This is a genomic window from Arthrobacter sp. Bi26 (assembly GCF_918697925.1).
GTDB lineage: Bacteria > Actinomycetota > Actinomycetes > Actinomycetales > Micrococcaceae > Arthrobacter.
In genome coordinates this window covers 1-14,990 of the sequence record NZ_CAKKMF010000106.1, presented here as the reverse complement: position 1 = coordinate 14,990, position 14,990 = coordinate 1, and the positions used below count along the sequence as shown (strand labels likewise).

12 protein-coding genes and 1 pseudogene are annotated in these 14,990 nt (G+C 58.1%); 3 read left to right on the top strand and 10 right to left on the bottom strand.

The genetic code is table 11. The annotated features are described in order from the left end of the window. Positions 1-129: 129 nt before the first annotated feature. The 10 genes and pseudogenes from LQV16_RS20540 to LQV16_RS20495 all read right to left on the bottom strand — a co-directional run. A pseudogene (locus LQV16_RS20540) lies at positions 130-629 on the bottom strand (leucine zipper domain-containing protein); the annotation flags it as partial. Positions 630-1,317: 688 nt separating this feature from the next. Next, positions 1,318-2,418 carry an acyltransferase gene (locus LQV16_RS23780; RefSeq protein ID WP_356815849.1) on the bottom strand — a complete coding sequence of 367 codons (1,101 nt, stop codon included), beginning with the start codon at positions 2,416-2,418 and terminating at the stop codon, positions 1,318-1,320. An 87-nt stretch (positions 2,419-2,505) separates the two neighbouring features. After that, on the bottom strand, positions 2,506-3,681 hold the full coding sequence (locus LQV16_RS20530) for a glycosyltransferase family 4 protein (RefSeq protein ID WP_229995707.1): 1,176 nt from the start codon (positions 3,679-3,681) through the stop codon (positions 2,506-2,508). After that, entirely contained in the window at positions 3,678-4,976 is a 1,299-nt protein-coding gene (locus tag LQV16_RS20525; protein ID WP_229995706.1) for a hypothetical protein, read from the bottom strand. Before LQV16_RS20525 ends, LQV16_RS20530 begins: the two co-directional genes overlap by 4 nt. 27 nt (positions 4,977-5,003) lie before the next feature. Next, positions 5,004-6,062, bottom strand: coding sequence for a glycosyltransferase (locus tag LQV16_RS20520; RefSeq protein WP_229995710.1), 1,059 nt, complete (start codon positions 6,060-6,062; stop codon positions 5,004-5,006). A gap of 119 nt (positions 6,063-6,181) precedes the next feature. Further along, a complete protein-coding gene (locus LQV16_RS20515; RefSeq protein WP_229995705.1) occupies positions 6,182-6,934 on the bottom strand; it encodes a hypothetical protein in 753 nt (250 codons plus the stop codon). A 551-nt stretch (positions 6,935-7,485) separates the two neighbouring features. Further along, positions 7,486-8,469, bottom strand: a complete 984-nt coding sequence (locus LQV16_RS20510) for a glycosyltransferase (RefSeq protein WP_229995704.1) — start codon at positions 8,467-8,469, stop codon at positions 7,486-7,488. A gap of 23 nt (positions 8,470-8,492) precedes the next feature. Then, positions 8,493-9,665 (bottom strand): glycosyltransferase, encoded by a 1,173-nt coding sequence (locus tag LQV16_RS20505; RefSeq protein WP_290369407.1) that lies wholly within the window; start codon positions 9,663-9,665, stop codon positions 8,493-8,495. 204 nt (positions 9,666-9,869) lie between these two features. Then, positions 9,870-11,411, bottom strand: a complete 1,542-nt coding sequence (locus tag LQV16_RS20500; protein WP_229995709.1) for a polysaccharide biosynthesis tyrosine autokinase — start codon at positions 11,409-11,411, stop codon at positions 9,870-9,872. Between the two features lie 257 nt (positions 11,412-11,668). Then, positions 11,669-12,133 carry an Lrp/AsnC family transcriptional regulator gene (locus LQV16_RS20495; RefSeq protein WP_229995702.1) on the bottom strand — a complete coding sequence of 155 codons (465 nt, stop codon included), beginning with the start codon at positions 12,131-12,133 and terminating at the stop codon, positions 11,669-11,671. A gap of 159 nt (positions 12,134-12,292) precedes the next feature. On the opposite strand from LQV16_RS20495, the gene pdhA reads away from it, so the two are divergent. The 3 genes from pdhA to LQV16_RS20480 form a co-directional block, all read left to right on the top strand. Further along, positions 12,293-13,546 (top strand): pyruvate dehydrogenase (acetyl-transferring) E1 component subunit alpha, encoded by a 1,254-nt coding sequence (pdhA, locus tag LQV16_RS20490; RefSeq protein WP_229995701.1) that lies wholly within the window; start codon positions 12,293-12,295, stop codon positions 13,544-13,546. Next, positions 13,543-14,655, top strand: a complete 1,113-nt coding sequence (locus LQV16_RS20485) for an alpha-ketoacid dehydrogenase subunit beta (protein ID WP_229995700.1) — start codon at positions 13,543-13,545, stop codon at positions 14,653-14,655. Before pdhA ends, LQV16_RS20485 begins: the two co-directional genes overlap by 4 nt. Positions 14,656-14,657: 2 nt before the next feature. Continuing rightward, on the top strand, positions 14,658-14,990 hold a 333-nt coding region (locus tag LQV16_RS20480), incomplete at its 3' end, for a biotin/lipoyl-containing protein (RefSeq protein WP_290369406.1).

The window sequence follows — 14,990 nt, the reverse complement described above, 5'->3', positions numbered from 1 at the left end:
CATCGCACGTCTGCGTAATCTGTAACAAGGCTCGTAGTCCTCAGCAATAGATGTCTCGACAACACCTATGCTCGCAGGGCTACGAGCCCCTTCATTTGAAGGACACCACGCTAAAAGTTGATGAGCCTTGGCCCGGCCGAGGGCGCGATGTCCGCCGCCATTCGGGATGCGTCCGAGCTTCCTGGTGGCCACGTGGACCAGGTCCCCGGGATGGTCGTGTTCGTATCTTTGCGGTGCGGGCTTGCGCACGGGCAGGCCGGTGCCCTGGTCCAGGCAGGCCAGCCGGGGCATCCGGTACCGGGCCAGGATCTTGCCGACGGTGGAACGGGCCAGATGGAGGTGGGCGGCGATGCGGTGCGGGCCCCACCGGCGGGTGAACCGCAGTGCCGCGCTCCGCCGCTCGGTCCGGATACCGGTGCGGTTCGGGCTCCGGCGCGGCCGCGAGGACGCGTCCGCATGCCGGCCTCGCCGCAGGCACGGTACCGGTCTGGCCACTTCGCCGTCGCAGGCGAGCATTGGCAGCGTTCCGCGGCCCGGCGCGGGGTCCAGCCTTCCTCGAGGACCAGGCGGGCGAGTTTTCCTCTTGCCTTAGGTGTCAGGTCGGCGTTGGCATGGGTAGCGTAGGACACGAGGGCCTCCTGGGCGTAAGACCGCCTGCAGTCACTCGACGAAGAAGCCGCACAGCCGGAAACCAACCGGCTCTGGCGCACGATCTGTCGGTGGTGGAAGGAAATCGAAGTCCTCGTCATGACCGGTGCGACAATAGCGAAAGTAGAAGCAAACAACACATCCATCAACACATCAAACGGACAGGCCGGGGATTCACCAACGCACGCAACTACAAAACGCGTATCCTGTTGCGCAGTGCCGCCAGAACAGCGGCATGAACATCCATCACGGCAGAACACTCACCACGAACCGTGAAAGCCCACCGAAGGGATCAACGGAGCAGTTGAAACCCCCGCTGAATTGCCCGCGGCTCCCGCAACTTCATTAACTACCGGTTCAGATGCCTACTCGCCGCCGGCGGACACCGGCCCTACAAGAAAAGCAGACCAACTAAGCATAAATGCGTAGGGCCACATTCCAGAGAAATGCAAGCACCGCAGCCACTCTAAACTCCCAAAGATCCCAATCCCGGATTTCGATCGCAAACACCGAAGCATGCCCCGCCGATACACACGTTTTGTCCGAAAACCCCGGAATCATTCCGACAAACCTAGAAGAGCACAATTCGGACCACTAGTCCGATGAGGGCAAGCTCCACGTGTGCGCCATGAGAGACGTCTATTCCAGGAGTCCGGACCAGTCAGCACACTACTTTTTCAGATCTGAGAGGGGACGCGCAGCTTTTAGTTCTGAGCGTGCTCGCATGTCCAATCGCCGCTTCAGACGGCTGAAGGGCACTTCAATGAGCCACCAGCTCACTGTTGCGGCCCCAACAGACAATGCAATGCTGGCCAACGCCTGCAGCGGAGCCAGCGGACGGCCACCCATCCACGTGGCGATCGGAAAATTCCAAAGGTATGTGGCATAGGATACCGTTCCGAGCCAAAGCAAAGGACTAAGCGTGGGCGTTGGAAGGGTAGCCCACCCCCCGGCATAATCGATTAGAACTACGGTGCAGATGGCCACTAGCGGTCCGCCGATGAGATATGCCAGGGCGCTACCCTTAGGCTCTGGGGCGAAGGACAATATGATCAACAGGGACATTGCAGCAGCCGCCGCAATGTGCCGAGCTGAGGCGCGCTTTGGGAGGTAACGGACCAACTGTGACTTTCCCAAGTTCGCTGCGGCTCCGATGATCATTGCAACGGCCCAAGAGGTCGGGAGTGAATACACGCGTTCCACTTGCGGCCAAACGATGGCGATCGTCACTGCGCAGAATGCAAGAGAGGCAACGGCTGAAAATACTACAAACCACCGCATTCTTCGAAATCGAATTCCTGCGACTACTATCGCGGGCCACACCAAATAGAACTGCTCTTCAGTCGCCAAAGTCCACAAATGCGAGACTGCGCTGCTACCGTGGGGAATGCCAGGAATATTCATGGTGTAAGTAAGGGCTGCAAAGACTGACGGCCAGATTTCTTGGCGATGGCCAAGGATGTTGAAAGTACTTTCTATGATGCCGAAACCGAAAAGCATAAAGCAAAGCGCTGGCAACAATCGAAAAGCGCGATTTCGATAGAATCTCCCGTAGCGAAGTTTGCCATGAACGTCGATATCCCTCTTGATAACGCCAGTAATGAGATATCCGCTGAGTGCAAAGAAAGTCACGACGCCTACAATCCCGGCACCGCCGAAAACTTCTGGCCACGCGTGGCGCAACAGGACCAGTAGGATTGCGAACCCTCGAATCAGGTCCAAGCCGGCAATGCGCGCAGGAGAGAGAGCAGTGTTCCCAGATTCCGTCATTCGATCCCCTCGGGTGTCATGCAAATTTGTGATTTGGACGTCGGTCCGTCGCCCGCCAAAGCTCGGTCGTGAGAAAGGGGACAAATCCTAGTGCCGGCTGCCGTTTCGCGCTGACAGGACCTGCATGATCTCAGACATAGTCTGACCATATTGAGTCCACCCGCCCATCGTGTTGACTTTAGCCACTGCTGCTGTTCTCAGGGCAAGTCGCATCTCAGGCGCGTCCGCAAGGTCCTGAAGACGGGCCAATAGTTCCGCAGACGACCCTGTCTCGACGACAAAACCATCAACCCCGCTATTGATGAGGTCGGGTCCTCCCGAACTGCGCGACGCGATGACCGGGCAACCTGAGGCCATGGCCTCAGCGAGAACAAGTCCAAACCCATCCTCAACGCTAGGTAGCACGAGGACATCCGAACGGCTAAAAAGGCTGTTCAGACCAGACTGCGGCAGAGAGCCGACGAATCTGACTCGAGAATCGAGGAGTCCTCGGGCATTCAAGAATCTCAGGAAGCTCGGATCTGCTCGGCCGGCAATAGTCAGAAGCTTATTCGGATGATCCAACCGGCTGAAGGCTTCCAGTAGGTATGGAATTCCTTTCCTAAGAGTCACTTGGCCGGCAAAGACAACGGAAAAGCATGAAGGATCAGGGAGATCAACGGGTGCAAACCGGTCAAGCTGGACGCCATACGGAACCACTCGAATTTTCGAAGCGTCAATCCCCTCAGCAATAAAAGTTCGCGCTGCGAACTCCGAAGGGACTGATATCATATCCGCGAGCTGATATTCTTCTTCCTCTCGTAGTATTATACGGGGGTCAATTCCACGGTACGGAATGCCCCACGCGTCGTGCTCCCTGCGCAAAATTTCGTCCTGGGCGCGGATGTGGGATGATCCCCTATCGCACATATAGATCCCTTGCCGCTTCTTGACCACCCGGCCCGCCTCCAGGCCAGACGCTGACATCCCGGAGTAGACATCACATTCAGGAATGGAGCGAGCGACATGTCGGCCAAATGAGACACGGTCAACATACTCCCATTGCGCATTCAGCCAAGGGCCGATTGCATGTTTGTAAGGCATCGCCATATAAGGTGCATGAACTACCGGAAAGGTACTAATGCGGTCAGACGATATTCCCTCATTAGACAACTTAAATCGAGGGTAGCCGGAAAAAACTCGGAGCAGATTGCCGCGCCTATCCAATTCACGCGCGAGATTAAATGTGTGGAACTTTCCCACGGTGGAGAGAACAACCTTCATGCGAACTGGCCTACCTTAGCTTCCCGTAGATTTTGCAACAAATTCCGGACCATGATTAGACTCAGGCCGATGGTCGAAATCTCTGAGGCAGTCATCGCTATCGCGAGCCCTGACAGCCCAAGAAATGGTGCGAGGACCCACCCGAGCGCGACAGACGACAGGCTGACTAAAGCGAACCAAACGCCAAGAGAGGTGTGATTGTTCGTCGCCATCAATACGACCCTTGGTAGATGGCCACAACCGGCAACGGCGGCATAGCCCAAGAGAATTGCCATAAGAATGGGTTGCAGCGTGATTGCACCGTGAGTCCAAATCGTCAGCAGCGGCCCTGAGGCCAGAAACAGTGCCCCACTTAAACCAACTGATATGGCAAGATTTGCCAGGGACGAGCGTTTGTAGATTGACCCCAACCTTTCGCCACGTCCCTGAGCGAATAGGGCGGTGAACTCTGGCCATAGAGCGTGACTCAACATGGACGATGCTTGAACGGCGACCCGGGCCAAGGTGCGGTATGTCGTAAACACCACGGTGGCCGCGGGCCCAAAGAGGGCGCCGCACAAGATTGTAAAACCTTGAAACGTAAATGCGTTGGAAAGAGTGAACAATAGAAATGACAGTGCCGGCTTTAGCATCATTCTTATTTCTCCGTAGCGGGCCTCCCGAAAACCCCATTTTAGGTGAGAGTGACGTTTTGAGCTCATCATGAAGGCAATAAATACAATAAGGAGGCGGCCCGTGAAGCCGCCCAGCGCGACTGCCGTGAAATTGCCGATCAGGAATAGCCCCATCAAATAGCCGAGCCATTCGGATAATCTCGCGCTCGACGAAAGCGCGGCGCCAATGGCATATCCCTTAGTCGCTTTAAAAACAGATTCAGCGAGCCCGCCGATCTGTCCAAGGAGAACACTTAGCACTAGTAACAAAAGGGCGTTCTTCTCGTCAGTTCCACCCAAGAAGAAAAGCGGAATTAGTCCAACTGTGATCGCAATCAATGCGATGGCGGCGCACATTCCGTAGGTAAAAACCTGTGCACTCTGAAATACGCGCTTAGCCTCCACTGCCTGGCCAGAGCTAACCAACATATTCATCCGGTTTCCTGCGACCGTCACTATTCCTATATCAGAAAGCGCAATATATGTCGGAATAGCAGATAATATGAGCCATTGACCGTAGGTCTCAAGGTTCCATTGCGACAGAAATACAGGTACAGAAACCAGTTGGATGAATATCGTTACCACTTGACTGTAGGCGTTGGCTCCTGCGCCCAGTGAAACCCTCTTCAGAAAATTCGACATTTTCGTTCCCTGTAGTCGGAAATGAGATTACTTGCTGAGGCGCCACTTATCGCCATTTGGCTCCGCTAATATCCTATGGAGGTCAGAAAGATCTCGATCGAAAGCACCTTCGCTAAAGGTCCTTGCTCTTTCGGCCAGAATCATCTTCGTGTCTGCAGATGCAACCGCATCTGCAATCATCATCCAGTCGACTCCAATCAGACTCGCTGGTACGAAGACGTTGCCGTCGCCGGTCTCTCTGAGGACTGCCTCATCTGCACAAATCGCAACGACACCGAATACGTTTGCCTCGAGTATTGGCCAGCAAAAGCCCTCATATCTGGACATCTGGATCAACGTCAATGCATTGGCGTAGAGTTCAGAGACTTTGGCATCTGTTACACCATCAAAATGGGTAACGTGATCAAGGGGGATGCCATTTTTGAGCAATAGGTTCAGCTCGTGCTGTTCCAGTGGCGGTCCGACGATAGTTAGGCGCAGGTTCTCCAGACCAGCAACGGTTCGGACTCGAGCCCAGACACGCAGGCCTAGGTCTCTACGTTTGCGCCATCCCGTGCTCCCTACAATAAGCGCATAGGGTTCCTCTACCGTAATCGTAGGATCCGCACTGGCGATCGAGTTCGAGATGGGGTTGTATATGCGACCGGCGGGGGTTCGAGGAATCAGTCGCCGGACATCGGCCAGAGTTGCGTCGCTTACAGCGACAATTCGGGATGCGCGACGAAGGCCACATCGGACCAGGAACTGGTACAAGCGGCCAGAGTAGGCAGGTCGATGTTCGGGGATCTCCCCGAGCGCAGCGCGGACTGCAACCAAGTCATGGCAGGTCACTATTTGCCGGAGTCTCCGTGGCAAACTCAGGAGCCAGACAGCATCACTGTGGTCCGCAAGGTGAATTAGTTCCGACCTGCGCGCCTCGACGGCGTAGATCCAAGGAAAGACGAGTAATTGCTCTACATAGACTACGGCCTTCCTGAAGCCTCCCGGGCGAAGGCTGCCGCTAATCAGCGCCGGAGGCCGGAGGAGCTTAACTGAGTGGCCCAAGCGTGAATAAGCAGCTGCCAGTGATTCGGTATAACGTAGCATGCTGTAGCTATTAGCCGGGTGGGATCCAAGGATGAGGACTCTCAATTTTTTTGCTCCACATTCAGATTTTCTTCGCGTAAACACGATTAGGCATGACTTTTTCCAGCATAAGCGCAGAGCTAAGCTGCGACTTTGCCATTTTTCGAATCGGCCGATCTAATAAACATCAAAATAATAAACCCGCAAACCGCTATCTGCAGAGCCTTGTTCGTTGTGGCAGCGAGTCCTAGTATTCCTTGTTCAAACAGGACCGTAGAGAAAGCGAAAGTAGCGGCAAAAATAGTCGGTATGGTCTTCCTTGATTGAAGCGCACATCCGACTGCAATAGTCGCTAATGCCAGAGCGCAGTTTTCGAGAATGATTCCAGGTAGACCGGCCAAGGCGAAGCCTTCAGCGGTCGGTCCAGCCGCGAGAGGGACATCCATCACCTGGTTGGCGTTCGATTCCGCCCGGACCTCTTGCGTCCACTGCTGTCCAATAGAAAGCGATTTCGCAGCGATTGGCCCGGTGGGAGTCATGTTTAAGATAATGCGCGTGACGAATTCTCCTCCGGACATCCAAATCGCAGGGCCTAGAAATGCGGCATCTGTAACGGCCGAAAGTCCGTCGAAGCGTTCAAGAACAGAAACTGCGGCGCCCTTAATCTCCGGGTGCTCTCCGTCAGATGCAGAGGCAACTCTTTCAGCAGTGCTGATGCCGCGCATTGGCTGGATGACGAGAAATCCTACGATAGCCAGGAGTCCCAACGCCACGGCTCGCCGCCCAAATGCACCCGGTTTATCGGCCAAGAGCCATCGTAGACAAAGAGCGAGCAGAGGTATGACCATGGCTGCCTTCGACCCGTAATAAAAAGCCCAGGATTCTTCGATCACGACCAAGGATCCGACTACCCACATAGCTGAGACAGGGCGTTTGGTCCGCACAGTGGCGATCAAAAGGGCCCCTCCCACAGTGCCGAAGATACGGAAGGCAGAATCCATCGACTGGAGATGGAGAGCTGCCCCAATGCGGCCAATCCACCCTGCAGCCCACAGAATCAAAGCGACCAATACGACTTCATGGGACCGGCCGATGTCTGTTATCGCAGGGGTAGCGGGTCGCTGTCTGTTGCGGGTCCCCCAGTGGAAAAAGACTAGAACCGCAAGATAGGCAATTTGCCCCACAAAGCAAAGCCACAGTACTTGGCCCAGCGCAGAATCATAATGTGTCCACATTAACCGACGATCAGCCAACTCGGGTATCAGAACAGGTTTGAAGGTCATCAAGTACATCGGCCGTAAAACGAAGGCAAGAGTCCAGAATATGGCTTGAGTTCCAATGAGGAGCCCGAGTGCTGGCACCAGCTTTCGTGCAAGCAACAGTTGAGCTATTAGTGCCGCCGCCACCAGTAACAGGGGAATCATTGGTGAAGTGCTGACATCCATCAGGAGCTCACGTGTTTGATTACCTGATTTGCCCGATCGCGGTAAGTATGACCGCCCTTGGAAATCATCATAAAACCGGCCTCTGCGATATTACGCATCTGGACGGGATTCCGCTGGAGGTTACGAACGTGTTCCCATGCCTCCCCCATATGGTCGAATAGAATTCCCGAGACGCCATCCTGGAAGACTTCCAAATGCTCAACAGTTCTCTGTGCGAGGACCAGCTGTCCAGAGGCTGGTGCCTCAAACGTTCGATTAGTGTGCTGATCGCGATTTTCAGAGTTGAGGAGAATGAGGCCAATTTTGAAGCTATTGGCAGCTACTGTGTAGGCCGGTCCTGTTGCGGCACGCTTCAGGGCGACGCCTCGGACGCCGATGGGGTAGCGGCGATGCCAACGTGGTCCGTAAATAATGCCCTTGAATGGAGCATTATCAGCGAACTGCCTAGGGAGGGTGCACCGATCGGGGCGCGAAGCGCCTATGAACCCGATGTCGAAGGGCCGTTGGTCCAAGGACGTTGTTCGGCGCCGGAACTGAGGGTCGTAAGCTCCCCAAATAAACAGGACGTCTTTAGCTCCGCGCGCATACAGCTCAGGAACGTTATGACGTTTAGTTGTGACGATGTGATCCCAGTCAGCCTCATGATCCAAATATTCAGCTGAGACGTTATCCGGATTACTCACATCGTCGAAAGACTGGTGAACTTTTATCGGAATTCTGTTGTCTAGGAATATTGACTGATCATAATGTATTACCTTGATTGCTAATAATATGTCCGGCCCAAATTCCAGCGTGGCTGCGTTAACTTCTCGCAGAACTCTCGTGTCCTCTTCGGCCGTGACTCTTTGTAACTTCCGGACCGAGTACCATAGTTTTGATCCCTTGGCGGCTGTGGTGGACGGACTTATGTCAACCCAGGCGACATCGTGGCCTGCCGTTTTGTATCCCTCTGCGACACTACGAGAGTTGGTTCCAACTCTCATGTCACCGACAATTAAGACTCTCACTAGGAAGATTCCTCTTCTCTTATATCGCTCGGGATTTTGGCTGCCGAGGGTTCGTGAATAGCTTTGTATGACGATTCTAGGATTGTCGAGACATCGTTCATTCCATAGGCCTTTGTCACAGCTTGGGCTCCTCGCTTGCCCATTTCCAAGGCACGTAGGGGATTCTCGAGGAGGTAGCAAACAGCTTGAGACAACTGCTCCACGGATCCATCGGTAACGATGCCGCAGTCGTGATCCTCGATGAACGGGGCTAACGCACACGTGTCCGTTACAACAACGGGCCGCTCACAGGACAGGGCCTCTAGCACGGTCATGCCGAAAGGTTCATCCACTGCGGGCAGCACATAGATGGCTGATAGGGACATTCGGTCTAGCGTTTCTGAAGGAGCCAGCGCCCCCTCCCACTTTGTTGAGTGGTGGATCCTGAAGTTTGTAATCATATTCACTACTTCGCGTCCCATGCCTCCGTCGGGGCCCACTAGAGAAAACGTCACGCCCGGCTTGACAGTCGACAGTCTTTGCGCCATGCGAACGAACTGGTCTGGTCGTTTGCGAACGTTGAGTCGCGCCAGGAAGAGGACGTCGGTCCCACTTTCGCCGGCCGACAGTAATGCTGAGGCAGGCGATGGGATGCCGTTAGGTAATTTGGTCATGTGAAGCCGTTCAAGGCTGGTCAGTCTCCCGATTGCGTCAAGTTCTTGCCTTGAGAGATAGAAGACCGTTGCTGCTTTCCTCAGCACCCTGATGGTTACCAGTTGGTCAAGTAGGCGGGCAGCCAGCTTTCGGGTGGGTGCGATCATCCCGTGCGGCTGGACTACGAGAGATTTCGAGAAGAGCAGCGCCAAGACTGCTGCGGGCAGGGTAACAAGGTCTCTCGACAGATGTACATGTACGACATCGGCCTTTCTGAGGTTCCGGACCAACCAGAAAATGAGCCGAGGCGATATGACTGCTGCGAATCGGGCCTTCGATCCAAGCGTTAGCGACCCGAACAGTTGTGCCTCGACACCGTCAATTTGCGTCTCCCCGATGCCAAAGCCACGGGATCCTCCTAGGAGAGTTACGTCGAGGCCCATCGTACGCAGCGCCCGAGTTTGGTTTACGGCTACCCGGGTAGGTCCACCGAAATCTCCTGTTGGTGTAAAGAGAGTTACGACATGGAAAACCTTCAACGTTTCCGCTTCCTTTGTAGATTGTGGTCTTCGGGCTTCGGTGTGTGTCGCGGCCTGCTAAGTCGAGGTGAAGCAATGAGGCCTCGAACCTGGCAGCTTGGCAGTGGTTCCATGCGAGCCAACAGCCGCGCCATTGTGGCGGGAGAAGGGCAACCCGTTGCACATTCTCCACGGGACTTCACCTAGAAGAGTTCTGGGTGAAGGCTAGGGTTTGATGTATCGGTCGCCTGCACCGAATTTGCTGAGCTGCTCGGACATGGTCCTAGGCGAGGTGGCATCGGGAAATTGCCTGATGAAGTCCGTCGAATCTGCGGAATCATAGTCTGCTGCGGCCTGTTCAAGGGCGTGCCCGGAATCGGCCCCGCTTCGCTTGCCAGAAAGCCGGCTTGGTCCTTTGCTGTCGTAAGAGTAATTGGTGTAGGCGTAAGCGTCCGGCCCCTTGGTCGGAAGCCGGTTTAGTACTATTCCCAAGAGATTGGCTCCCACCATGTTGAGGGCGCCGAGTGACTTTTCTACGTCCTGCTGACTTAGTTTCTGGGAACCGACGACGAGCACGACGCCACTAACGTGCTGAGACAGGACAGCAGCATCCGTTACTGGCAGTAGCGGCGGGGCATCGATGACCACGGTGTCAAAGGCGTGCTCAAGTCTCAGGATCAGCTGTTTCATCTCGTCCGAGCCCAATAGTTCGCTTGGATTGGGCGGGATCTCGCCGGAAGTGAGCACATAAAGTTCATCGTCGCCCCAAGGTTGCAGCAAATCGTTTACGTCTGCGGCACCGATTAGGGCCGTTGTGAGGCCGGCATTTCGATCTAGCCCGAGATAGTCACCTACCATCGGGCGGCGCAGATCGGCGTCGACTAGGCATACGGTATGCCCGCCCTGAGCCAATGCTATGGCGAGGTTGGTTGCTGTGGTTGTCTTACCTTCGCCTGGCACAGAAGACGTCATCAGGACGGTCTTCGCGCGTCCAGAGACGTTGGCGAACTGTAGGTTGGTTCGCAGCTGGCGGAAAGATTCGGCCCTGGGGCTTTGGGGTGCACTCTGAGTGAGGAGGGGCTTTCGAGTTGCGTCTTGATCAAAGGAGATTCCGCCCAAGAGGGGTGCGTCGGTTACGCGCCTGAGGTCGACCTCGCCCCGAATTTTGTTATCTAGAAGCGTTCTCACAACGGCCAGCCCGACTCCGAATAGGACCCCGACTAAGAGCCCCAAGCCCAGGTCCAAGCGCGTATTCGGCGCCGAAGGGGCCTCGGGTGCTTTCGCGGGCTTGATGATAGATAGGCTGACAGGCGATGACCCGCCCGTAGTTGGTTTCTCTAGCGAGTTGATCGCTTTGATGAGGCTGTTGGCTACCGCATCGGCGATGGCTGCCGCCTGCACCGGCGAGTTGTCTGCGACTGAAATGTCGATGAGTACGGTGTTGAGGTCCGTACTCGCCTTGACGCGCCCGGCAAGTTCCTCGGAACTGGTCTGAAGCCCAAGAGCGTCGATCGCGGGTTGAAGGACGACGGGCGATGAGACAGTTTTCACGTAGGACTGTACTCGCGCCTGACTGAACGTATTTCCTTGCTGCAACTCTTGGACGGAGCCTGAGTTTTGGATTGAAACGAAAAGCTGCGTCATTGACGTATATGTCGGCTTCGTCAGCACCGCCGCCGCACCGCCGATAAGGAGGCCGATCAACGTGGTTGCAACGATCATGATCCAGTTGCGGCGCAAAACGCGCAGGCAATCTTGTAAGTTCAAATCGGGCCCCCTGTGTTGATGGCAGGAGGCCGCCGCGAAGCACGCCCCCAAGAACGGCAATATTCGTGCGGTCTCGACCAGTCTACCCGGCAACAAACAGGCAAGAACCACGCGGTGCGACAGGCATGAATAGCCGCCGATGCAGCGCCGATCTGGAACCCCGCCTGCCCGAGTCGGAAATTTGAAAACTCCCGCCGCCACTGTCCGGGCAATCATGTTACCGGCCTGCAGGAGAAATTCATGGCCGCAGTTGACTGTTACCGCGTATCCACATCCTCAAACACCAGGAACGTCTGGGTGTCCAGGACCCCGGGCATGGACTGCAGCTGGTCGAAGATCACCCGGCGAAGGTCAATGTTGTCCACAGCGCGTACCAGCAGGATGACATCGAAGTCCCCGCCCACCAGCGCGATGTGGTGGACCTCCGGGATGGCGCGCAGGAGCTCGCGCAGTTCGCGCCAGGAATGCTGGCGCACCTTGAGCGTCACATAGGCCGAGGACTTCAAGCCGGCCTTGATGGGATCCACCAGGGCGGTGAACTTGGTCAGGACGCCTTCGCCAGTGAGACGGGCAATCCGGGTGTAGGCGTGGGCGCGGGAAATATGGACGTTCTCTGCCACCTGTGTCACGGACATCCGGCCGTCCCGGGTCAGCTCCGCAATGATGTTCCGGTCCACATCGTCCAGCGGCACCGCCACCTGGTCCGGCTCAAGCTCTGCCATTCGTCTACAACTCCCACCCGTAATCCAGCTCACAGTTACAATTTGTCTTCCAGATTAGGGCAAATTTGTGGACTTCTCCACGATCCGTGGTGGAGGTGGATACGAAACATGGGCTGGCGGCATACTGGGAAAGAATAGTGGCTACAGAAGGACGGACCAATGACGATCTCCGCAGACCACGCTGCGCAACAGCCCGCGACCGCGGAGCCGGGGCCGGCGCAGGCTACGCAGCCAGCCGGGCAGCAGGATCCGGCCAGCGAGGCCGTGAGCAAGTTCGGCATCACTGTTGAGGACTACATGCTCCCCGCCCGCCACCAGATCCAGATGGTCGGCCCGGACGGCACCCTGAATCCCCACACGGAGCAGGGCACCCAGCCCGGGCACGAATACAGGCTGCCCAGTGAGGCCGAACTGCTGGCCGCCTACGAGCAGCTCGTCGTCGGCCGCCGCGTCAATGACCAGAACTCCGCCCTGGTCCGGCAGGGCCGCATGGCCGTCTACCCCTCAAGCCACGGCCAGGAGGCGTGCCAGGTTGCCGCGGCGCTGTGCCTTGCCGAGGGTGACTGGCTGTTCCCCACCTACCGCGACTCCGTGGCCGTGATGGCCCGCGGCGTCGACCCCGTCCAGACCATGACGCTGTTCCGTGGCGACTGGCACGGCGGCTACGACCCCGCCAAGAACAAGGTCGGCATCCAGTGCACGCCGCTGACCACCCAGCTGCTGCACGGCGTCGGCGTTGCCCACGCCGCCAAGCTGCGCGGCGAGGACACCGTGGTCCTGGCCATGTGCGGTGACGGCGCCACGAGCGAAGGCGACTTCCATGAGGCCCTGAACTTTGCCGCCGTCTTCCACCTGCCCGTGGTCTTCTTCGTCCAGAACAATCAGTACGCGATCTCCGTGCCGCTCGCGCACCAGTCCGTCGCGCCGTCGCTGGCCCACAAGGCCGTGGGCTACGGCATGGCCGGCGAACGCGTGGACGGCAACGACGTCGTGGCCCTCCTCGCCGTCCTGGGCCGGGCCGTCAAGCTCGCCCGGGAAGGTTCCGGCCCGCTGCTTGTGGAGGCGCACACTTACCGGATGCAGGCGCACACCAACGCCGACGACGCCACCCGCTACCGGCAGGACAGCGAAGTGGCCGAGTGGGTGGCCAAGGACCCGCTGAGCCGGATGAAGACCTACCTGACGGACCGCGGCCTGCTGGACGATGACCGCGCCGCCGCGATCGCCGAAAAGGCGGAGGCGGTTGCCACGCAGCTGCGCGAAGGCCTCGGCGAGGAGGTCCCGGTGGAACCGCAGGACCTCTTCAAGTACGTCTTCTCCACCCCCACACCGCAACTGAAGGAACAGTCCGCCATGCTCGCCGACGAACTGGCCCGCGACGCCGCATCCACCGCAACGGAGGCCGGGAAATGAGCCCCACCATCACCACGTCCTCCGAGGCGAACGGCAACGTCAGCGCCGCGACCGCCCGCGCGGCCGCCAAGGCTGCGGCCACCGCTGAGCTGACCGGCCCGCAGACCATCACGCTGGCCAAGGCCCTGAACACCGCGATGGCGGACGCCATGCACGCGGACCCCTCGGTCCTGGTCTTCGGCGAGGATGTCGGCATGCTCGGCGGCGTCTTCCGGATCACGGACGGGCTCACCAAGACCTTCGGCACGAGCCGCTGCTTCGACACCCCGCTGGCCGAATCCGGAATCGTCGGCATGGCCGTGGGCATGGCCATGAACGGGATGCGCCCGGTCATCGAGATGCAGTTCGACGCGTTCGCCTACCCGGCCTTCGAACAGATCGTCAGCCACGTCGCCAAGATGCACAACCGCACCAAGGGCGCCGTGAAGCTGCCCATGGTCATCCGGGTCCCGTACGCCGGCGGCATCGGGGGAGTAGAGCACCACTGCGACTCCTCCGAGGCCTACTACGCGCACACCGCCGGCCTGAAGGTCTTCACCCCGGCCACCGTGGCGGACGGCTACCGGATGCTCCGCGAAGCCATCGACTCCGACGATCCCGTCATGTTTATGGAGCCCAAGAAGCTGTACTGGTCCAAGGACCAGGTGGACCTGGACGCGCTGCGCGCCGAGCACGCCGCGAACACCGAGCGCGGCATGTCCTCCGAGGGCCGCGCCGCCGTCGCCCGCCCCGGCACCGACGCCACGCTGATCGCCTACGGGCCGTCCGTCCCGACGGCGCTCGCCGCCGCTGCCGCGGCCGCCGAGGAAGGCCGCTCGCTGGAAGTGATCGACGTCCGCTCGATCGTGCCGTTCGACGACGAGACCGTCTGCGCCTCGGTCCGCAAGACCGGCCGCGCCGTGGTGATCGCCGAGGCCCACGGCTTCGCGTCCGTCGCCTCGGAAATCGTCGCCCGGGTCCAGGAACGCTGTTTCCACCACCTGGCTGCACCGATCCGCCGCGTCACCGGCTTCGACGTGCCCTATCCTGCGCCGAAGCTCGAGCACTACTACCTGCCCGGCGTGGACCGCATCCTCGACGCCGTTGACGACCTCCAGTGGGAAGACTGACCATGAGCGAACCGAAAGTATTCCTCCTCCCGGACCTGGGCGAAGGCCTCACCGAAGCCGAGCTGGTGAACTGGCTCGTGGCCGTGGGCGACGAGATCCGCGTGGACCAGCCGATCGCCGAGGTGGAGACCGCCAAGTCAATGGTGGAGGTGCCCTCCCCGTACGCCGGCACCGTGGCCGTGCTGCACGGCGAGCCGGGCCAGACGCTCGACGTCGGGAAGCCGCTGATCTCGGTGATGCCGGCTGGTGCTGTTGCTGCTTCCGGCGCAGTCGCCGCCACAGGCGATGCCGCCCCCGCCCCTTCGCCGGACGGCATTGCTGCAAGCAGCATGCCG